The sequence below is a fragment of the Hahella sp. CCB-MM4 genome (assembly GCF_002260525.1).
Classification (GTDB): domain Bacteria; phylum Pseudomonadota; class Gammaproteobacteria; order Pseudomonadales; family Oleiphilaceae; genus Hahella.
Genome location: NZ_MRYI01000012.1, coordinates 73,624 through 92,778, shown reverse-complemented (window position 1 = coordinate 92,778; position 19,155 = coordinate 73,624). Strand labels below are relative to the sequence as shown.

Sequence of the window (19,155 nt, the reverse complement as noted above, 5' to 3'; positions counted from 1 at the left end):
TACAGTATTATTTGAGGTAATTTATGCCCCCGCAACTGGATCGCACTGATAAAGCACTTCTGACAGCCCTCCAAAACAATGCCCGCCTTACCGTTGCCGAACTCGCCGATCAAGTTTCGCTGACCACCTCACCCTGCTGGAGGCGTATTAAAATGCTGGAGGAAAGTGGAGCCATTACCGGTTATCAGGCGGTTCTCTCCCCCCAGAAACTGGGATACGGCGTCACAGCCTTCGTCAGCGTGATGATTGACTCCCATACCAAGGACTTGGCCAGAGACTTTGAAAACAAGTTATTGGAGATACCGGAAATCGTCGCATGCCATAACGTTTCCGGGCGCTATGACTTTCTGCTGGAAGTCCTGGCAAAGGACCTTGAATCCTTTGGGGAGTTCGCCCGGGAAACTTTGCAAAGTTTGCCGGGCGTTAAAGAGATCTATTCGAGCTTTTCGTACAAGTCAGTCAAGCAATCAAGGGTAATTCCTGTCCCCGCCAGAGAATCATGAACAACGAGGTCTTGGATAGCCAGATCCTGAATAAGCGGGTCTTGAACAAGAAGGCCATGAACCACCAAACGACAGGTTACTGGTTCTTCGTCTGACCTGATCCCTGCCCTTTGCCTCCAGACCTTTGCCGACGAGGCTTACCCTGGGCTCCGGAGCGATTACCGCCGGCATTGGATCTGGAACGACGACCGCCGGAATTCTCATCCGAGCGTTTGCCTTGAGACTTCCCGCTGGAAGATTTGCCAGAGGGTTTCCCTGCGGAACGCTGTCCATCCTTATGCTCGGCTTTTGGTGCTTTCGGTTTTTTGGGCTTCTTGGGTTTAGCCGGCTTGCTATTGAGCTTTGTTTCCGGAATATCATGCAGCGGCTCAAATCCATCCTCGTACCGCCGAGTCAACAGCTGGCGAATCACATTCTCAATATCCTGCAGCTGTTTGTGCTCATCGTGACTGACAAGTGAAATAGCCTGTCCACTGGCTCCCGCCCGTCCAGTACGCCCGATCCGGTGCACATAATCTTCAGGGACATTGGGGAGGTCTACATTCACTACCTGCGGTAGCTGATCGATATCCAGCCCACGGGCAGCAATATCTGTGGCCACCAGAATCCGGATGCTGCCACTCTTGAAATCAGCCAGCGCTCGGGTACGGGCTCCCTGACTTTTATTGCCATGGATCGCCGCCGCGGTAATGTCTTTGGCGATAAGGTATCGGGCGAGACGATCCGCCCCATGTTTGGTACGGGAAAAGACCAGGACCTGATGCCACTGATGTTTGTTAATCAGGTGCGTCAATAATGCAGGCTTCTTACTCTTATCAACCGGACAAATCCATTGCTTCACGGCTTTTGCCGTAGAGTTACGGGGAGTAACTGAAACCTCAACGGGATCATTCACCAGCCCTTTGGCCAGTGTACGAATCTCATCGGAAAAGGTGGCAGAGAACATCAGATTCTGACGGTGCTTGGGCAATAACGTCAGAATGCGCCGAATATCATGAATGAAGCCCATATCCAGCATGCGATCGGCCTCGTCGAGCACCAATACTTCAAGCTGATCAAACTTCACCGCATTTTGATTATAAAGATCCAGCAGGCGACCTGGAGTGGCCACCAGAATATCCACCCCACGGCGCAGCTTCATCATCTGTGGATTAATGCTCACTCCACCGAATACGACTGCGGAACGCAGCGACAGAAATGCGCCGTACTGAGAAACGCTTTCTCCGACCTGAGCTGCCAGTTCTCGAGTTGGTGTAAGGACCAGCGCCCGGACCTGGTTCCCCCGGGACCGATTACCCTGTGACAATCGCTCCAGCAGCGGCAGAGTGAAACCTGCTGTTTTGCCGGTGCCGGTCTGGGCAGCCGCCATGACGTCCCTTCCTCGGATAATGGCAGGGATGGCTTGGGCCTGGATGGGTGAAGGGGTTTCATATCCCTGTTCGGATACAGCACGGACTATTGGGTCCGATAAACCCAATGCAGCAAAACTCATAAATGGAGAATCTCTTAAAATAGGGGGTAAGCCCGACATGCGGCGGTGCAGCTTACAGGATTCGGCGTACTGACGCCATCAATTTGGTGATTTTTTGAGCATCTTATGCACAACGATAAGAACACACGAGTAGAGATTAGGTAGAGGAATAGTCTGTCTTAGCAATATCAGTAGACATGATTTTTCCTGATGCATTCGTAGCTTTGTTAAAGCCCGGTGGAGTTTGTGTAAGCTTTCTCACAAACTCCACCGGGCATCAGGCCATAGAGGTCTATCCAACTCCAGATAATGGATATCTCTATATCTCTTATTTCTTATCTATCGTTTACGACCGACGGTTCAGGAGACGATTTCTGGCCCCAATACCTAAAATGCCGAGGAGCAGGAAGGATAAGGAAGCAGGAACGGGAACTTGGTTTACGTCATTAAGTACCAGAACTGAATAGGAGACAAGATCATCCTGTTCCCACTCATACGACTCCGTAACTTCTGAGATTCCATCCGTGGGATCCAAATCCAGGCCAATACCAATGTGCATGAATTCATATTGGTTGTAGTCAAAAGTTGATGCTCTCAGAACCGTGTCATTGAATTTACTAACATCATAAGTGAGCAATGAAAATGTGAAGGAGTTAAAAACACCGGGGTTAAATTCAGTACTCGCCCATACTGAGTCTGAAGCCGGTCGTCCATCCATATATTCATCATCAAGGACGCTGACCGAATGCTCTTTAAATGCATCAGTGGAATGGCCATCCACACTCAAATCCAGGCTTACCAATGCCTGTTGATAGTAGGACCAATTTCCTGAAGTGTTTCCAGGCGCTGCGATATCAAACACCAGGGAGGCATCCACATTGTGCCCGTCTGCAAGTGCCTCAAAATCAACCTGAATGAGTGTAGCGTTCGCCTTTATAGAGCTGAGGGCAATGACTGAAAGGGCAATAATGGTGGAAATAACGCGGCTAAATCTTTTGCCTTCAATGCTGCGTCTGATCATGTACTTCTTTACTCCTTCTTGATTCAGACTTTAAAGAAAGTGATTTTCGAAGAATCCAACTTCGTAAGAATTGAAAATCGGGGACGGGGCGCATTGTATAGGACAATCAGTTACAAATATGTAAAAACTTATAATAATCCTGGCGCATTAAGTATTCGTTTTTCACATATCTATAATTCATACTGACCACGCAATTTTTGTCGCAATCCCCCCAATTTCTCACGAAGCTCTTCCAGTTCAGAAAGCTTTAAGCCACAGCTTTCAAATATGCACTGGTTGATTCGCTTCGCATCTTTCTGCAACTTGCGGCCATGTTCTGTGAGCGTAATACTGATACTCCTCTCATCACCTTTATTGCGCACCCGGTGAAGAAACCCATCCGCTTCCATCCGTTTGATCACTGGAGTTAATGCACCTGGTTTCTGGCCCAGTTTGTCGGCCACCTGTTTCAGGCCGAGCCCATCATTTTCCCAAAGTATCAACATGACCAGGTATTGGGGATAAGTCAGCCCCATAGGTTCGAGTAAGGGCTTATAAACCTGGGTCATCGCAAGGGACGTGGAGTACAGGGAAAAGCACAATTGGGAGTCGATTGATAATTGATTGGAAGGCTTGGCCATATATCCCTCTACTTTATCCTGATGAGCTGACCGTATAATCCTGGCAATCTGACAGAATAGCCACGTTCATCGTGCGATAATTATTGGTGTGATAAATAAGCGATTCTACCTTTTGTCGAGTTCTCCTTAAAGCCTGGAGCCGTTGAGCCCAGTGAATAGAAGACTCAAAAACGGGCTCATTTCTGACCCCGTTCAGATATCTATAGACTCAGTTTGAATTTTCTTGCCCGCCTGGTCTGATACAGGAATGCTGAAGGTGTCAGGAGGGTAGCTTTGGAAGACTATATGACCAATGGCTTGTATCAGGCCAATCTATCCTCTCCCGCTACCCATGACGATTAGTTAAGTACCAAACCTACTCGTACGTTACCGCGGGTAGCATTTGAATAAGGACAAACCTGATGTGCCTTTTCAACCAGAGACTCCAATACTTCTTTTTCCAATCCCTGAATTTCAATATGCAGATCAACATCAATCGCAAAACCTACACCGGCAGGATTTGCACCAATCCCGACATAGGAGGTTACATTAGGTTCGTTTGGCAGCCTGATTTTGTCCTGCACCGCCACATATTTGAGTGCGCCGATAAAACAGGCAGAGTAACCGGCTGCAAATAACTGCTCTGGGTTTGTCCCTTCGCCACCAGCTCCTCCAAGTTCTTTGGGGGTGCTCAACTTGACATCGAGACGTCCGTCAGACGTGGTTGAACGTCCATCCCGACCGCCCGTTGAAGTCGCTTGTGCTTTGTAGACGATATTCATAGTTGCTCCTGTATATTCTCTATAGTTTTCAAATTTCGATAGTCATAAATGACTTGAAATAAAGTTATCGCAATAATAATTATCGCGCAATTAAATATCGCTATAACTTAAATCAGGTTTAGCTATAATTTTTAGATATCAATGGGATACGGGGACAGGACTATTGCGATAGGTCTAAAATCTAGTTTGTCTGATTTACCATCTGTATTGTATGGAGAGAGACTAAATCGTGACATCCTTCCATCTATAATCTATAAAGATCTATTTGACTCTTGGGGCGTGAGCACAACCTATGGCAGTACTTGCAGACTTAAGGAAGCTTTTTGTTTCCGCACTATTTGTCATTGCCCTTCCAACGATTAGCAGTTGTTCGTCGATTCAGTACGACACTTACTACGATATAGAATTTGCAAGACTGACCTCGAATGGCTTTGACTTGTTGATCAGTCAAGAAGAAGTGAAGAGGGAATGTGAAGTAGGTGCCCACGGATGCAGCCATAAAACTTTAAGCACTGCGCTATATCGGCTGGAGGTTGCGAAAGACGAGAGTTGGATTCCGTTGAACCAGGCTAAAGATCGGTGGAAAAAAATCATCGATACCGACCATCCCAAGGCTGATGGTTTCCTGTATACGGAACTATATGATGACTATCTCATTGACTTGAGATCCGCAAACGGTATTTCCTACTGTAAGGTTTCCACCACCCCACCCTGTTCCGACAGCACCAGTATTGCTTATGGACCCTCAATCGCTCCTTTTCGGGAAGCATTGATAAATTCTTCGACAGGGCTGCTTTTCTTGAGTGGCACAATCTATTCACTGTCAGATATGACCCCCTTGACTCAACTTTCTGAACGCTCCGATTACACAGACTTTGTGACGTCTGCTAAAGAGCGATTCTCCAAAGCCTCTTACGCGGCATTGGATATTCTACCTACGGGGGAGCATCAACTTATTGCTGCCGCAAATTTTGCCGATGAAAGCCGCACTGTCGCTATTCGGTTTGATGCACAAACAGGCCAGTCCCAGCCAATAAGATTACCCAACGCTTTTCCGGAAGCTTCTATAGCGGTAGAGCGTATTTTCTCCGATGATAAAGACACGGTTTTTGGGCTGAACTTCTTTCGTTTCAAAGAGGGGTCTCTCGACAAATTGCTTGACGAAAATTACCTCTATTCAGAAGCTGAGAATAAATTGTTCAAGATGGACAGCGTAGACTTTTCAGCGCTGGAATCGCTGGTATGGGATAGTACTGAAAGACAAATTATCCACATAGATTGGAACCATCAAAACGAGGGAATTAAAATTATCCGTCACTCATATTAGCCCTCTTCCCTCGGGTTCATTTCAGACATGGCATAAACCGCTGGGAGAGGTTACTGAGTAATCTCTCCCAGCTTCTCACGTTGATCATCATTCAAAAATACTACGTTCTTCTCCAGCATCTGGCTGATCAAGGAATAGTGCCCTGTGCGCATTTCCAGCTTGGCGAGTAATCCGTCTATAGCCGCTTTTTGAAGTTTTGGATCAGGATCAACGATCAGCTCATTCAAGGCCAATACGGCAGCATCTTCTTCGGAGACGACCAGCCCCTCAATATATTCCTGCTGTTGCTTTGCTTCGAGTTGATACAGTGGTTCCAGCAAATCCTGTTCATTCCCTATTTGCTCATTCACTTGCTGAAAATTGTAATCGTCCTCAACCAGTAGTTGCCGGACTTGCTCATCAGGATCTTCACTCTCGATAGCAGGAGTAGTATGAGGTGCGAGGGCAGTACCTGGAGATGATGAAGCGGTGGATTCAACACGATGCTCTTTTCCCAGTACCCAGAGAGCCAAGGATTTGATCTGAGAATCTGAATCGGCTGTCAGGAAATCGATTTCATGCTCATATTGCTCCTTCAATTGATGTCGCCATACCCAAAACAGAGCCTGCAGACGAACCTCCCTATCTGCATCCGAGAGCAATCGGCGAATATCCACTGCCTCCCTGTCAGGTCGTTCGACAGGGGTGTTCGCAGACAGATCGCTGACCATCGGTGTGGGACTTTGTCGGACAACATAATCTGGGCGATGAACTCCTGTCTCCGGCGAATTGAAGATGTTGGTGAAACCAGCTTGTCCAGCGAGATATCCGATGGGCAACAGCATCACAAAGAGCATGGGTTTGATCAAAGAGCGAGCCATTCTGCAAACTCCTTTTCAATAGAAACAGGATAACTATCCATCAAAAAAACAGGATATCTACCCATTAGAAACTAGGATGCCTATAGTGTGAACAGCCCTAGGCATCCTAAATTGAGTTATTAACGTTTGAAGTACTCTGTAGTGGTGTAGTCTTTCCGAGAATCGCCTGATGCAAAAGTACTGAACTGGTCAAGACGAAGATAACTGCCGGTACGCTTACCGAAGAACCGGGCATATTTGAACCCGCTATTGCGATAGGCAGTAAACCCTATGGCCGTATTAGACGACACACCAGCACTGTGAGGGTACGCCAGCACTGTCGTATGAACACAGGGGCTCGGTGAACAAGCGCCATAGGATTTGAAGGTCAGGCCGAATATCGTGCTTGTCACTTCAACTTTGACAATACCGGATGTACTGGCGTTAATGTTGTACCAGGTTCCCACCAGCCCGGACACATTGGAAGGTGGAAGAGCATAGGCTGAAGTTGCCAGCATGATACTGGCGACCAGAGACACGATCGAGAGAAGTTTTGCAAATTTCATAGCTATATCCTTGTTGTATGTGAGTGTTGTTTTGCGAGCTGTGACAGCCCCGCTTTTCCTCATCGAACCGACTACCTCGGTTTCAGGCTCCATGTTAAAAATTGGTAACCTGTGCAGCTGTGAAATTTTGCGAAGGAACTTTGTGAAATATTTACCTTATCGATCACTCTCCAGGAAAGGCTTTAGATAACAGTTCATTAGCAGCTTCCTGGCCGCTTGAAAATATGGCGAACTTCCTCTGCCCTGCTTCGGACAATGCATCCCTCAGCATGGTCGTTGATCAGTCCCATAGCCTGCATGAATGCATAGACGGTTGTAGGGCCAACAAACTTCCATCCCAGTTTCTTCAGGTCTTTGGACAGTGCGATAGATACTTCTGAAGTTGAAGCTGTTTGAGGTTCTGCCAACTGACTCTCTGTTGGCTCGTAACGCCAGAAATAAGCTGCCAGAGAACCTCGACTGCTTACCATCTCTTGCGCACGCTTGGCATTATTGACGACTGCTTCAATTTTACCCCGATGCCGGACAATGCCCTCATCCTGCATTAGCCGTTCGACATCTCTATCAGTAAATTCAGCCACTTCATTGAAATCAAAGCGACAAAATGCAGCGCGGAAGTTCTCGCGTTTGGCTAAAATCGTGCGCCAGCTCAGCCCGGACTGAAATCCCTCCAGGCAAAGTTTTTCAAATAATCGCTGATCATCCGCCACCGGAAATCCCCACTCCTTATCGTGATATTCCAAGAACTCCGGGACAGCAGCACACCAGCGGCATCGGGTATGTCCATCACTGCATTCGATGGTTGTATTCATTGTTTTTCCTTAAGCTGAAACGGTTGAATGTGCGAGAATTTAATCAAGCAAAAAGCTCAAGCGCGGATCTACCTTTCCCGGTGTAATTTCAAGAATTTCCGCAGACACCACCCGCTCAGCCACAAACGGATCATCATTTACCCGGTTCTGAAGCTCCTCCATAGAGGTATTGTGGGCAACAATTCCTCCCCCTTGGTTTGGCTGCAGACTCCCCACAACCAGGAACACGCCATCATCCATACCGCGTCGGATCCATTCGTTATGCCCCTCCATGAATTCCCTGGCCATAGACTTATTCTCTGAGAATTTGAGCAACACGATAAACATTTGGTTCTCCTTGAAATTCAATTGACTGAAAATGGGAAATAAGAGAATCAGCCGTGTGGATTATACGGCTTCACATACGTTTTCTGCTTATTTAACAGTGCGAGTTATCTGCGTCTGAAGCCAGTCACACATCTGCTTGACCTCAGCCTCCACAAAGGCTTCATCTCCAAATGCATTCGCCAAGGTAGCGACCCCCTGGCTACGGGCAAGAATATGCATCGCCAACAGATCGGCCTCTTCTTCAAGTCCGAGCTGCACAAACTGCCTGCTTAACCATTCACGAAACAACGTAAACAGCTTACTGGCTTCGGCCTGAGAGGCATGGTTAAGCTTTGCGAGTTCTGAACACAATGTTCCAACCGGACAACCGTGCTTCATAATCGGGTCCCGATTGACGATCAGGATATGAATAAAACTCCGGATTCGATCTTCAGGGCTCTCTCCGTCCATTTCCCACTGATCTAACATCTTCCGGGTTTTCTCCAACCGGAAATCGATCACCGCAGCAAGAATTTCATCTTTGGATTTGAAGTGGTGATAAAAATTACCACGGGAGATTTTCACCACATTGGCAATGTTCGAGAACGAGGTATGTTCAAATCCCTGTCGATAAAACAACTGATCTGCAGCTTCGACAATATTGGCCCGGGTTGTTTTATCACTCATGAAGCTACCTTTGAGATCAAAGTTGGCATTATATTTTAGGACAACCATCCTAATCCGATCTCAAAAATAGGACAGTCGTCCTAAGTTGTCAATAAATTGATTCGCATACCTGAGGGAATAGAAGTACAGCAAACAAATGCGGCTTTAGCGCAATCTCTTCATGTCATCGTCATCTTCAGATGCAGGCTGGTCTTTACAGTCGACATGCTCAGGGAAGTGGCGACATACATCTTGTGGTGAAATGGTGACACCTTCCTTCTGTTCGGAAGGTTGTTCAGACTCGGGACTCTGTTCTGAGGCACAGGAAATGAGCTGTAGGCATAACAGCGCGGCGGCGATCAGTCTCAGAAATTTATACATCGGTTTCGCTCAATTCCCAGGCGTTGAGGGCATCAGTACATTTTCTATGGCCCACTGAAAATCGCTACTCCGGCTTAATGCCGGTGTTTCATAGGGCTCATAGTCCAGGTTCTGAAATAGTTTGCTGACGTTGATCAATTGATTATAAAAATAACGAACATTGAGCTGATCATGCAACATAGAGGCAAAACGCAAACCATTGCGAGCAATATTCCAGTTAAACGGCTCCAGTGACAAAACTTCTTTGGTTTTACCCAAAAAATCCGATTGCTCAAAATAATCCAGCGTTTCTTTATCTTCGACCCAGGAGCCTTTTCGCTTAGCCGCATTCAAATGGCAGGCGAGAATATTTTGCCTGGCTTTGTATTTAACCAATTCGCTCAGTTCCGTTTCACATTCAATAATTGCCAATGCCTGCTGATAATGCGCAATCGCCCGCGCCTTAAGGCGATCGAGTTCATCCACATTCCGATAGGCCGGAATACGGTCAAAGCAGATATCCCCCAATAACCAATAGAAGCGGGCATCCCTTAACGGGAGTTGGGAGCGGCCCCTTTCGATTTCGAAAGAGATATAGGATTCCAACTTTTGAATTTCACTTCCATAGTCCTTCTTCTTGTCTGACCGGATAAAACTCTCATATATGTCCATCAAGCCGTCGACTTCAGCAGGAAAAGGACCGGGAAATTCTCTGTCGTGAAGCTTGTCTACCAAGGCGACAGTATGTCTGGAAGGTTTATGGTGAGGATATCGATAAGCCGTTTTCAGCGTTTTGATGTCCGGCCCGACACCATATTGCTCGATGAACGTTTCCCACGTCCAAAGATTCTTAAGGCGATGAATTTTATTAAAGGTTGTGGGCACTGTTACCAACCGACTCTTTCACTACTCAAAACACAAGGCTTGTCAAGACCAATTTTCTTGAAAAATTGGGATTCTAGCGACTTTTCTCCCCAAATACACTAAGCCCCACATCATCGGCCTTTAACGACACAATAAAGGATCTAGACTATGAGAAGCACTCTATTCTGCCTTTGCATATTTACGATAGGATTGTCTGCCTGCTCCGCCCCCTATGTTTATCAGAACTATCCAGGCAACAATGAAGCTTTCGCCCCCCAGGACACTGATAGCCAGGACAAGTTCATTGCCTTACCCAAAAACAATATCAAGCTGACAAAACGAGAGCCCGTTTCCACCTTTAGCATTGATGTAGATACCGGGTCATATAGTATTGCCCGACGCATGCTTTCAATGGGAAATTTACCCCCACCAGAAGCCGTTCGAGTTGAAGAATTTATTAACTACTTTGACTATGACTACCTCCCCCCTCAATCCTCCAAAGTACCTTTTAGTGTGTCGACGGAAATCGGACCAACTCCCTGGGATCAGAACACCCAACTTCTGCAAATTGGCATCAAAGGATATGAAGTACCTCCTGAGGAAGTCGGGAATTCAAATCTAGTTTTCCTTATCGACGTATCCGGCTCAATGCAAGGAGAGGATCGCCTCGATCTGGTTAAACAAGCACTAACCTCATTAACCTATCAATTGAGGCCTGACGATCAGATATCTATCGTCGTCTATGCCGGTGCAGCTGGAGTCATTCTGCCCCCCACCTTCGCATACCAAAAATCAAGAATCATCGAAGCCCTGGATCAACTGGAAGCTGGAGGCTCAACGAACGGTGGTGAAGGTATTCAGCTTGCCTATTCGCTTGCTCAGAAAGCCTACATTGAGGGAGGTATCAACCGAATAATTCTATGTACCGATGGCGACCTGAATGTTGGTATTACCGATACCAACCAGCTTAAAAGTCTGGTTGAGGCCAATAGAGAAAGAGGCATCAGTCTGACGACACTAGGTTTCGGTCTAGGCAACTACAACGACCATCTGATGGAGCAACTGGCAGATATCGGGAATGGCAATTATGCCTACATTGATAATTACAGCGAGGCGCGCCGGGTACTGGTGGACCAGGCAAACTCGACTCTGATGACGATTGCAAAGGACGTGAAAATTCAGATCGAATTTAATCCCGAAGTAGTTAACGAGTACCGGCTTATCGGGTACGAGAATCGTTTGTTGAACAGAGCGGACTTCAATAACGACAAGGTTGATGCAGGGGACATTGGCGCAGGGCACACTGTAACCGCTATCTATGAGATTCGCTTGTCAGACAGTGACAATCCAAGCATTGATCCGTTGCGCTATCAGACAGCCCACCCCACAAATGAAAGACAAAATGACCATGGAGAATTGGCTTACCTCAAACTTCGCTACAAGCTTCCCGACGGGGATCACAGTCAACTCGTCAAACACCCTATTTTGACGCAGGACATCAAAAACAAACTATATGACATGAGTGACGATTTCAGGTTTAGCGCCGCCGTTGCTGCATTCGGCCAAAAGCTTGGTCATAGTCAGATAGCAGATATGCCCTATGCAAGTATTCACGCACTTGCCTCTGGCGCTCTTGGGCAGGATAAATTTGGATACCGCCGGGAATTTATGTCTCTTATCAAATCTGCGGAGACCCTATCCCAGCAACAGTCGTCTTTATAGGGCCCTTATTAACTTTATAGGCCTTTTATAAACTTCATAAGAGCTTTATCAACTTAGAATGCCCCTCAACCCAGAGGGGTATCGTCAGCCATCAAGCACCTCGTGTTTGATGGCTTAATCTTCTCTACACGCTCTTCATTTCGCTTCGAGCCAACTTAATCCACTTTTTGTAGAGGTCATTGTAATGCCGGCTTGACCGGCTTGCCTGAAACACAATTTTCTCCAGTAACTCCTGAGCCTTTCGCATATCACCAGAGTTTTTAAGTAATTGCGCATAGCGATAGGTCGCCTCAGGACCTGAGAAATATGTATCCAATACTGAATATTCATGCAAAGCCGCCTGAACATCACCTAGACGCTCCAGCGTCCTGGCATATAACAGATGGGCATCCGCATTTTTGTAGTTGGGGTTATGTTCAATCAAGCGATCCAGGATTTGCTTCACTTCATCATAACGATGCTGACCAAACTCTGCTCTGGCCAACCCAAACAGGATCACAGGGTCATGTTCATAGATTCCCTTGAGACATCTCTTGAAAAGCGCACCAGCCTCTCCATACATTTCTTTCTTGATCATTTCCTCGGCCAACGCAATGGAATTTTCCTGCGTGTCCGAGATCGAATAGTCAAAGGCCGCCTTCTTGATTTCCTGATTTGGATTCACAATCCCACCAATTCTTCTTCTGGCTTTTCTACCTGTTCTACTGGCACCTATTTCAGGCAGAACTTCGACGACGAAATAAGCAATGGTCCCAACCATAGGCAGCATGATGACGACCCATATCCAGATAGTATTTCTACCGGTTTTAAAAATATGAACCACAAGAGCTACCTGAATCAGGATAGATAAGATCAGAAATGGCACTTCCCACTCTCCATGTTGATAACAACAGAGTTTGTATCTGAATAGTTTGGATACGAACAACATTCATCCATCAAGCCAAAGCTAAGTGGACAAGGCAGGCAATTTAAAGCTAAAGAAGCAACATTTCATCATATTGATTCACTTTTTCACTTTCTTTCACGTAATTTGTACCTTCTTGTGCATTCGCCCCCTCTTGCCAGGATGGATCTGCATTTGAGGCATTCTCTTAGGCCCACCATAATTTTGTTCCTTTCTTTGCTATAGTTAATGGGTATCAGCTATTCAGTATCACTGACACAGGCCTCTCAACCTCCTATCTCAGGCCACTCAGTGAAGAAGCTCCTATGATTCGAAGCTCCTATTATTCAAAGCAGTTATTCATAGCAGTGAACATTGCCAGGGAACCAGATAACGGTGACGCATGCTGAATCAGACTACCTTACAGGCGCTGGTGGACAGTTTTGAAGGCAGAACCATCCCACCTTATGTCCTGGCCGCAACTCTAGCCACGGAACTTAATTCCACCAAGCAGACGGCGAAACAGTTGTCGTTATGCTCCAAAAATGCCCAGGCTATCACTGCACGGGCTGACGAGTGGGGAAAAGGCTTTTCCGGGATTACGGACTACATCAATGTCACCGCGAATATCATGATCAGTCTGGCGGACAGCGTTGGCGAGCTCGCCCAGGGGTTAACCAAAGCTTCTGTAAAGAGCGTATTCGAACAGAAAATGGCGGCTAATCTGGACAGACTCAGTGACAAAGCTTTCCAGAACCATCCTGAACTACACCAGCTAAAAGAAGACATCTTAAAAAGTGCGGATCAATTCACCGAGAAAAACCTCAATGCGGTGGTATTGCTTAAGAAAAATCTTCGCGAGATCAAAGACTGTAACAGGACGTTGAATTCTATCGTTGCCATTTGCCGTATCGAGGCTTCCCGGGCCGGCCCTTTCCAGGATTCCTTATGGGCCATTGCCGACACCATTGAAGATGCTGTACTCAGGCTGAAAGACCGCATCCTGATGGGCGATAGACTGATGAACTTAATGGAGTGACCGGAATGCTCACCAAAACGCTTTGGGAAAACAATACGCACAAATGGATTATTTGCGGGCGGGATCCGGAAAAGCCAGATCGAATTATCGATACCAATCAATATATGATCAAAACGCATAATCGGCTTTTGATCATGGATCCGGGTGGAATTGAACTGTTTTCGGCCATGCTGAACAGTGCCCTGGAATATTCTGCCATTAATGAAATTACGGATCTGTTTGCTTCCCACCAGGACCCGGACATTATTTCATCCCTTGGGCTATGGGATAGAGCCCTGCCCAAGGCCCGGCTGCATGCTCCCTGGCTCTGGGAAGGGTTTATCCGCCATTTCGGTATGGAGCACACGGAATATGTTCGTATACCGGATGAGGGCGGCGAAATCGATTTGGGAGCCGTTCGCCTGACCCTGGTTCCCGCCCACTACCTTCACTCTTCCGGAAACTTCAATGTCTATGACCCACAATTGAAGGTCCTGATGTCAGGAGATATCGGAGCCGCATTGGAACCCGGACAACCCCCGCTATTTGTCGAGAACTTTTCCGAGCACACCAAACATATGGAAGCCTTCCATAAGCGTTGGATGCCCTCCAACAAAGCTAAGCAACACTGGATTGACCGGGTGCGCAAACTGCCCATTGAATACATGGCCCCACAACATGGACGGATCTTCAAAGGTGATGACGTAAAAAGGTTCCTGGATTGGTTTGAAGCATTGGAAGTCGGATCCGCCATTCTCTGAATGGGCCCAAAATATACAGCCTTCAACTTTTTAATATACGAATCTGCTGAGTTAAGGTAGTTTGTTTCGATTTACGTCTAACGGACAAACCTATCTGCATGGATATCCATATCTCAGCTGGCACCATCGTCACCTTTGCCATCTATGCAATTTTGGCACTTGGAATAGTTGGTGGAAAGCTCACTGCTTTTTCCAGGAATGGCTCCATTCTACTCGCCGGCATGCTGATCACAGCCACAATATTTCAACTGATCAATTTTATCGCATTAGGCATTGTGGTGGCGTACTTCGTCAGCGCTCACTTATCCAGACATCAGAACGCTTACATCAGAAAGGAATCCTGGACGCTCGTGATTATCGGTTCTTTGGCATTAGCTATGCACCTTGTGCCCGGCTTTCACAACGAAGTTTTATACCAGTCGCAGGGTATCAGCTCTTCGAGCTTGCCCTTTACACTGAAAGCAGGACTCGACAAGGCCATTGCAGCCATCGTCATCCTAAGCCTTATGCAGGGGCGGCTCCTTCACTGGAAAGCGGGCGAGTTCATTCAGAGAGATTTGCCGATCATGGCAGCTGGTATATCCACCGTATTTATTGTCGGCTATGTCTTGGGAATAAAACTTGATATCAAGTTCGGCGAATTAACCCTGGCATTTGCATTCTTTAATCTGTTTGTTACCTGCCTGGCTGAAGAGGCTTTTTTCAGACTATTAATTCAAGATACCTTATGGAGTGTCATAAAACATAGATATGCCGGCTTGATTGCATTCGCGGTGTCCGCAATACTCTTTACCCTTGCACATTTTCATACGGGCCCCGGTGCTGCCGAAAGAATGTTGTTGATATTACTGGCGGCCCTGCTATATGCCGGAGTTTACTGGAGGTCCAGGCACTATCTGACCTCAGTGACAGCCCACTTCTCATTGAACATTCTGCATTTAACGTTCTTCACGTATCCTGCGACGTTCTGAGGGGTTGAGCTGGCAATATCTGCTGTTCTATGTCGTTCTGTTTCATCAAGCATCCTATCCGCCAGATAAACTACGGAGGAATTCTTCCAGTGTTTTGTTGACGGCCACAGGCTCTTCCACTGTAGAGGTATGCCCTGCCCCGGGGATCACAACCATTCTGGAACCGTTAATCCGATCACGCATCCGTTCGGATTTGGCAGGGATAGTCGCCACATCCTGATCCCCCACAATAATCAGGGTAGGCACATTAATGCTGTCAAGCTGGTCATACATTCCTTTCCTATCGATGACGCCCTTAACAGCTCGGGTCGTTCCGAGTCTTCTATTCGCAATCATGCGCTGTTTCCACAGGGCTCTTTGCTGAGTGCGGGTTGGATCTGTCAGAAACTTCTGACCAAACATAATCGGCATCACCCGCTCAGCCACAATGCCAAATCCAAACCACCGGGCAATAAAATTCAGTTTTCGGTATCGGGGAATATTTTCTTCCGGCTCCGGGTCCGCCGAGGTTTCCAAGAGCACTAGAGATTTGATCAATGTGGGGTAATTGATGGCCAAACGTTGCCCGATAAATCCCCCCATGGATAGTCCGACAAAATGGCAGGGTGCGCAGTTAAGCGTCTTGATCATCTCTGCCGTATCATTGGCCAGAGTATCCATATCATACCCTGAAGCAGTGACTTCACTCTGTCCCTGCCCTCTGAAATCAAAGGTGATACAGCGGTATCGATCCTTTAATGCCTCCACCTGATCATCATACATGCGCCCACTCCACAAGAGCCCGTGAGCAAACACGATAGTTTCGGGACCAGTTCCCTGGTCTTCGTAATACAGGGATACACCGTTTACGTTGATGGTGGGCATCTGTCGTCCCTCTCCTGCTTGGTTTTCTGAAATGTGAAACTTTTAGGTTTCACAAATTTGTTGTACAGCGTAATAACGTAAGTCCTGGAACTTTGTATTGCGAATTCGCGGCCTTATTCTTAATGCTCAGCTTACAAAATTCTTAATGTTCAGCTTACAAAAAACGGAACATGACATAAGCGTCGACAAGTCCAAGTCGCTTGTGCCTGAATGCTTTGGGCAAAGTGCCCGCAATGGAAAAACCTAACGACTTATAAAGCTCAACAGCTGCGACATTGGTACTGACCACATAGTTGAACTGCATAGCTGAAAAGCCTTCTGAACGAGCTCGTTCAAGGCTATGGCAAACTAATGCCCGCCCGACTCCCTTTCCTTGAACATCCGGGCTTACCAGAAAGGTAGCACTTGAAACATGAGCTCCCAAGTCAGGGTAATTAGCTCCCATTTTATACATGCCGATAACACCAGACTCATTGGTTGCGACATAAGCCGGATGTGAAGTAAACCAATCCTGATGAAACGTATCCCGATCAAAGCTTTCACCAAATGGAAGCGCATCACCGGTTTCGATAACTGACTGGAATATATTCCACATCGTGTTGAAATCATCCATTGAAGCAGGTCGAATATCTACCATCTATAAATCCTTTACTATTAGTGGAAATATTTAAATAAGAAGAACAAATTCCCTGTTACTTTTTCACTCTTAACGCCTTTTTGCTCCTTACTGAATAAGCTTACCTGAAACCCCCGAACATTCATTTAGCATAAGCAGACTTCTCTGAAATTCAAATTGTCCTATAGCAAAGAACCATAGTTACCAAAGAACTATCGTTGCTATATAGCTCTATGTCTCCTATTCACTGTTTTCCGCATTCTGACTTCCGCTTCCCCCGCTTCCCACAGACTGTAAGACGATCTTACATACATAAAAAACACCAGGTCGGATACTGATACTGGAACGCTGTCACTTGATTCAATTTCGCTCTAATGGAGTAGTATCCGTGATAAAAATAACGACTAAACAAACCTTCCCTGGAAACACCGTCAATCTAACAGCACTCCTTTATCTGCTATTTAGTATCCTGCTCAGCATCATGATAGGGCCATTGGCCGGTTGTAGTGGAGGATCAACCACCACAACCAAACCCTCTGATTTCGAACCGCCTTTGGAGCCGATTAATGTTGGCGGAGATGGCGATCTTTACGATCCAAAGCGCCTGATTGATGTCAACATTACCATGGCGGCCTCTGATTATGCTGCCATGAAAAAAGAAGGACGCACTCTCGCCAGCACTGCGAGAGAGTGCGTACCCGACTACGAATACACCGAGTTCACCGCCACCGTCACCATTGATGGTGACACCATGAAAAATGTGGTGATCAGGAAAAAAGGATTCCTGGGCTCCCTCAGCCCCAGCCGCCCCTCCATAAAGCTCGATTTTGATGATCTTCATGATGGCCGCACATATCAGAACATGAGCCGCATGACATTGAACAACAACCGCCAGGATCCGTCCAATGCCCGTCAATGCATGGCCTATGATTTGTTTCGCAAAGCCGGGATTGCATCCCCCCACTGCAACTTCGCCCGCGTCAAAATCAATGGTGAAAACCTGGGTATCTTTTCCAATGTTGAACCAGTCAAAAAGCCATTCCTGAAAGAGGCTTTTGGCAACAAGGGTGGCAACCTGTATGAAGCCCAGCTGGCTGATTTTGGCACTTATCTAAGTCAGAAATTTGAACTGAAAACCAACGAATCAGAAAACGACCGTACGGATCTGCAACAGGTAGTAGACACACTCAAGCTATCAGATGCTCAACTTATCGACGCCTTACCGCAGATTCTGGATGTGGACGAATTCATTCGTTTCTGGGCCATGGAAACTCTCCTGGGCTTCTGGGATTCAGCTACAGGCAACGCCAACAATTTCTATATCTATCACTCTACCGACGACAAGCTGCTTCACTTTATTCCGTGGGGTGCCGACACCGCATTCACCGGTGCTCATGTATTCAAACCGGACTCAGGCCCGATGTTTAGAAACCTCAGCCTGGCTGCCCGTCTGTATGACATTGATACCTATCGTGAGCAGTACTTCTCTACCTTGGAAGATCTTCTCAACAACGATTGGAACGAAGCTGCATTGCAGGAAGAATTGAGCCGAATCCGCCTGCTGACAGGCACTCCCGAGGCAGCATTTGAAAGCATCTCCAACTTTATCTCCGGCAAAGGAAGTGAAGGCGATGATGACTATATCGCCTCTCAACGCCAAAAACTGAATGCTGCACTGGCGGATAGCGACGCGACGGGAACAGCGCATCTATTGGAGGATGTTGAGGTCGACTGCAGTCAGCAACCGAAAACGACTAATCTGAGCGGCTCAATTACAGCAAGCAAAGGGACGGATACCGGAACCTTCACATTCACCCTGCCGAACGGCCGTACCGTCATCTCCAACATCATGTATGCAGGCACTAAAGTAGACAGCATTGTTTACTCCCTGACGGACTACACCAATCCCAGCGTTGTCGGCTTACTGTTAATTGGCGTGGACATTAGTGATTTCACAAAAGCCTACGTCATCCAACTGTTTATCGAATCTTCCGATTACAAACCCGGCACACACTCACTACAGGGACTCGCCACCAACGCCATATTATTCGAAGCAGATGATTCCGCACCTTTGGGAGTTAACACCCTGGCCATGGGGGCAACGGGCACAATCAATATCAGCAGCGTTGGCAGCGGCAGCAATGTTGGCGATGTAAAACTCAGCATGAATATGAAACTCGAATATCTACCAGGAGTTGAGTAAC

General features: G+C 46.9%; 21 protein-coding genes. 7 read left to right on the top strand and 14 right to left on the bottom strand.

The annotated features are described in order from the left end of the window. The first annotated feature begins 23 nt into the window (after positions 1-23). On the top strand, positions 24-503 hold the full coding sequence (locus BTA51_RS19085; protein WP_094710174.1) for an Lrp/AsnC family transcriptional regulator: 480 nt from the start codon (positions 24-26) through the stop codon (positions 501-503). Positions 504-579: 76 nt separating this feature from the next. Here BTA51_RS19085 and BTA51_RS19080 read toward each other — a convergent pair whose 3' ends face one another. The 4 genes from BTA51_RS19080 to BTA51_RS19065 all read right to left on the bottom strand — a co-directional run bounded on the left by BTA51_RS19080 (position 580) and on the right by BTA51_RS19065 (position 4,376). Beyond that, entirely contained in the window at positions 580-1,995 is a 1,416-nt protein-coding gene (locus BTA51_RS19080; protein WP_094710172.1) for a DEAD/DEAH box helicase, read from the bottom strand. Between the two features lie 325 nt (positions 1,996-2,320). Then, complete coding sequence (locus tag BTA51_RS19075; protein ID WP_094710170.1) at positions 2,321-2,995, bottom strand: hypothetical protein; 675 nt, start codon at positions 2,993-2,995, stop codon at positions 2,321-2,323. Positions 2,996-3,165: 170 nt separating this feature from the next. After that, entirely contained in the window at positions 3,166-3,615 is a 450-nt protein-coding gene (locus tag BTA51_RS19070) for a MarR family winged helix-turn-helix transcriptional regulator (protein WP_094710168.1), read from the bottom strand. Positions 3,616-3,953: 338 nt separating this feature from the next. Then, positions 3,954-4,376, bottom strand: coding sequence for an organic hydroperoxide resistance protein (locus BTA51_RS19065; protein ID WP_094710166.1), 423 nt, complete (start codon positions 4,374-4,376; stop codon positions 3,954-3,956). Between the two features lie 292 nt (positions 4,377-4,668). On the opposite strand from BTA51_RS19065, the gene BTA51_RS19060 reads away from it, so the two are divergent. Continuing rightward, positions 4,669-5,703, top strand: coding sequence for a hypothetical protein (locus BTA51_RS19060; protein WP_094710164.1), 1,035 nt, complete (start codon positions 4,669-4,671; stop codon positions 5,701-5,703). Between the two features lie 50 nt (positions 5,704-5,753). Here the strand turns inward: BTA51_RS19060 and BTA51_RS19055 are convergent, their stop codons facing one another. The 7 genes from BTA51_RS19055 to BTA51_RS19025 form a co-directional block, all read right to left on the bottom strand. Beyond that, the gene (locus BTA51_RS19055) at positions 5,754-6,563 is read right to left on the bottom strand and encodes a hypothetical protein (RefSeq protein WP_094710162.1); all 810 of its coding nucleotides are present in this window, start codon (positions 6,561-6,563) and stop codon (positions 5,754-5,756) included. Between the two features lie 119 nt (positions 6,564-6,682). Beyond that, positions 6,683-7,108 carry a hypothetical protein gene (locus BTA51_RS19050; RefSeq protein ID WP_094710160.1) on the bottom strand — a complete coding sequence of 142 codons (426 nt, stop codon included), beginning with the start codon at positions 7,106-7,108 and terminating at the stop codon, positions 6,683-6,685. A 197-nt stretch (positions 7,109-7,305) separates the two neighbouring features. Beyond that, complete coding sequence (locus BTA51_RS19045; RefSeq protein ID WP_094710158.1) at positions 7,306-7,920, bottom strand: DNA-3-methyladenine glycosylase I; 615 nt, start codon at positions 7,918-7,920, stop codon at positions 7,306-7,308. A 39-nt stretch (positions 7,921-7,959) separates the two neighbouring features. After that, positions 7,960-8,247 (bottom strand): YciI family protein, encoded by a 288-nt coding sequence (locus BTA51_RS19040; protein WP_094710156.1) that lies wholly within the window; start codon positions 8,245-8,247, stop codon positions 7,960-7,962. 87 nt (positions 8,248-8,334) lie between these two features. Continuing rightward, the gene (locus tag BTA51_RS19035; protein ID WP_094710370.1) at positions 8,335-8,913 is read right to left on the bottom strand and encodes a TetR/AcrR family transcriptional regulator; all 579 of its coding nucleotides are present in this window, start codon (positions 8,911-8,913) and stop codon (positions 8,335-8,337) included. A 144-nt stretch (positions 8,914-9,057) separates the two neighbouring features. Further along, a complete protein-coding gene (locus BTA51_RS19030; RefSeq protein ID WP_094710154.1) occupies positions 9,058-9,273 on the bottom strand; it encodes a hypothetical protein in 216 nt (71 codons plus the stop codon). A gap of 9 nt (positions 9,274-9,282) precedes the next feature. Then, a complete protein-coding gene (locus BTA51_RS19025) occupies positions 9,283-10,137 on the bottom strand; it encodes a hypothetical protein (RefSeq protein ID WP_094710152.1) in 855 nt (284 codons plus the stop codon). Positions 10,138-10,284: 147 nt separating this feature from the next. Between BTA51_RS19025 and BTA51_RS19020 the strand changes: the two genes are divergently transcribed. Beyond that, on the top strand, positions 10,285-11,838 hold the full coding sequence (locus BTA51_RS19020) for a VWA domain-containing protein (protein WP_094710150.1): 1,554 nt from the start codon (positions 10,285-10,287) through the stop codon (positions 11,836-11,838). A 124-nt stretch (positions 11,839-11,962) separates the two neighbouring features. Here the strand turns inward: BTA51_RS19020 and BTA51_RS19015 are convergent, their stop codons facing one another. Continuing rightward, positions 11,963-12,703 carry a tetratricopeptide repeat protein gene (locus tag BTA51_RS19015; protein ID WP_094710148.1) on the bottom strand — a complete coding sequence of 247 codons (741 nt, stop codon included), beginning with the start codon at positions 12,701-12,703 and terminating at the stop codon, positions 11,963-11,965. 421 nt (positions 12,704-13,124) lie between these two features. On the opposite strand from BTA51_RS19015, the gene BTA51_RS19010 reads away from it, so the two are divergent. From BTA51_RS19010 to BTA51_RS19000, 3 genes are all read left to right on the top strand, one after another. Further along, positions 13,125-13,760 carry a hypothetical protein gene (locus tag BTA51_RS19010; RefSeq protein WP_094710146.1) on the top strand — a complete coding sequence of 212 codons (636 nt, stop codon included), beginning with the start codon at positions 13,125-13,127 and terminating at the stop codon, positions 13,758-13,760. Between the two features lie 5 nt (positions 13,761-13,765). Next, positions 13,766-14,500 carry an MBL fold metallo-hydrolase gene (locus BTA51_RS19005; RefSeq protein ID WP_094710144.1) on the top strand — a complete coding sequence of 245 codons (735 nt, stop codon included), beginning with the start codon at positions 13,766-13,768 and terminating at the stop codon, positions 14,498-14,500. A 98-nt stretch (positions 14,501-14,598) separates the two neighbouring features. Next, positions 14,599-15,471 (top strand): CPBP family intramembrane glutamic endopeptidase, encoded by an 873-nt coding sequence (locus BTA51_RS19000; RefSeq protein ID WP_094710142.1) that lies wholly within the window; start codon positions 14,599-14,601, stop codon positions 15,469-15,471. Positions 15,472-15,525: 54 nt separating this feature from the next. On the opposite strand, the gene BTA51_RS18995 is transcribed toward BTA51_RS19000, so the two are convergent. Beyond that, positions 15,526-16,335 carry an alpha/beta fold hydrolase gene (locus BTA51_RS18995; protein ID WP_094710140.1) on the bottom strand — a complete coding sequence of 270 codons (810 nt, stop codon included), beginning with the start codon at positions 16,333-16,335 and terminating at the stop codon, positions 15,526-15,528. A gap of 154 nt (positions 16,336-16,489) precedes the next feature. Then, on the bottom strand, positions 16,490-16,972 hold the full coding sequence (locus tag BTA51_RS18990) for a GNAT family N-acetyltransferase (RefSeq protein ID WP_094710138.1): 483 nt from the start codon (positions 16,970-16,972) through the stop codon (positions 16,490-16,492). A gap of 367 nt (positions 16,973-17,339) precedes the next feature. On the opposite strand from BTA51_RS18990, the gene BTA51_RS18985 reads away from it, so the two are divergent. Beyond that, positions 17,340-19,154 (top strand): CotH kinase family protein, encoded by a 1,815-nt coding sequence (locus BTA51_RS18985; RefSeq protein WP_246841095.1) that lies wholly within the window; start codon positions 17,340-17,342, stop codon positions 19,152-19,154. Position 19,155 lies beyond the last annotated feature (1 nt).

What these genes read in the sequence shown, in the direction of transcription:
- BTA51_RS19085 (WP_094710174.1), top strand. Translation starts at nt 24, where the DNA reads ATGCCCCCGCAACTGGATCGCACTGATAAAGCACTTCTGACAGCCCTC.
- BTA51_RS19080 (WP_094710172.1), bottom strand. Translation starts at nt 1,995, where the DNA reads ATGAGTTTTGCTGCATTGGGTTTATCGGACCCAATAGTCCGTGCTGTA.
- BTA51_RS19075 (WP_094710170.1), bottom strand. Translation starts at nt 2,995, where the DNA reads ATGATCAGACGCAGCATTGAAGGCAAAAGATTTAGCCGCGTTATTTCC.
- BTA51_RS19070 (WP_094710168.1), bottom strand. Translation starts at nt 3,615, where the DNA reads ATGGCCAAGCCTTCCAATCAATTATCAATCGACTCCCAATTGTGCTTT.
- BTA51_RS19065 (WP_094710166.1), bottom strand. Translation starts at nt 4,376, where the DNA reads ATGAATATCGTCTACAAAGCACAAGCGACTTCAACGGGCGGTCGGGAT.
- BTA51_RS19060 (WP_094710164.1), top strand. Translation starts at nt 4,669, where the DNA reads ATGGCAGTACTTGCAGACTTAAGGAAGCTTTTTGTTTCCGCACTATTT.
- BTA51_RS19055 (WP_094710162.1), bottom strand. Translation starts at nt 6,563, where the DNA reads ATGGCTCGCTCTTTGATCAAACCCATGCTCTTTGTGATGCTGTTGCCC.
- BTA51_RS19050 (WP_094710160.1), bottom strand. Translation starts at nt 7,108, where the DNA reads ATGAAATTTGCAAAACTTCTCTCGATCGTGTCTCTGGTCGCCAGTATC.
- BTA51_RS19045 (WP_094710158.1), bottom strand. Translation starts at nt 7,920, where the DNA reads ATGAATACAACCATCGAATGCAGTGATGGACATACCCGATGCCGCTGG.
- BTA51_RS19040 (WP_094710156.1), bottom strand. Translation starts at nt 8,247, where the DNA reads ATGTTTATCGTGTTGCTCAAATTCTCAGAGAATAAGTCTATGGCCAGG.
- BTA51_RS19035 (WP_094710370.1), bottom strand. Translation starts at nt 8,913, where the DNA reads ATGAGTGATAAAACAACCCGGGCCAATATTGTCGAAGCTGCAGATCAG.
- BTA51_RS19030 (WP_094710154.1), bottom strand. Translation starts at nt 9,273, where the DNA reads ATGTATAAATTTCTGAGACTGATCGCCGCCGCGCTGTTATGCCTACAG.
- BTA51_RS19020 (WP_094710150.1), top strand. Translation starts at nt 10,285, where the DNA reads ATGAGAAGCACTCTATTCTGCCTTTGCATATTTACGATAGGATTGTCT.
- BTA51_RS19010 (WP_094710146.1), top strand. Translation starts at nt 13,125, where the DNA reads ATGCTGAATCAGACTACCTTACAGGCGCTGGTGGACAGTTTTGAAGGC.
- BTA51_RS19005 (WP_094710144.1), top strand. Translation starts at nt 13,766, where the DNA reads ATGCTCACCAAAACGCTTTGGGAAAACAATACGCACAAATGGATTATT.
- BTA51_RS19000 (WP_094710142.1), top strand. Translation starts at nt 14,599, where the DNA reads ATGGATATCCATATCTCAGCTGGCACCATCGTCACCTTTGCCATCTAT.
- BTA51_RS18995 (WP_094710140.1), bottom strand. Translation starts at nt 16,335, where the DNA reads ATGCCCACCATCAACGTAAACGGTGTATCCCTGTATTACGAAGACCAG.
- BTA51_RS18990 (WP_094710138.1), bottom strand. Translation starts at nt 16,972, where the DNA reads ATGGTAGATATTCGACCTGCTTCAATGGATGATTTCAACACGATGTGG.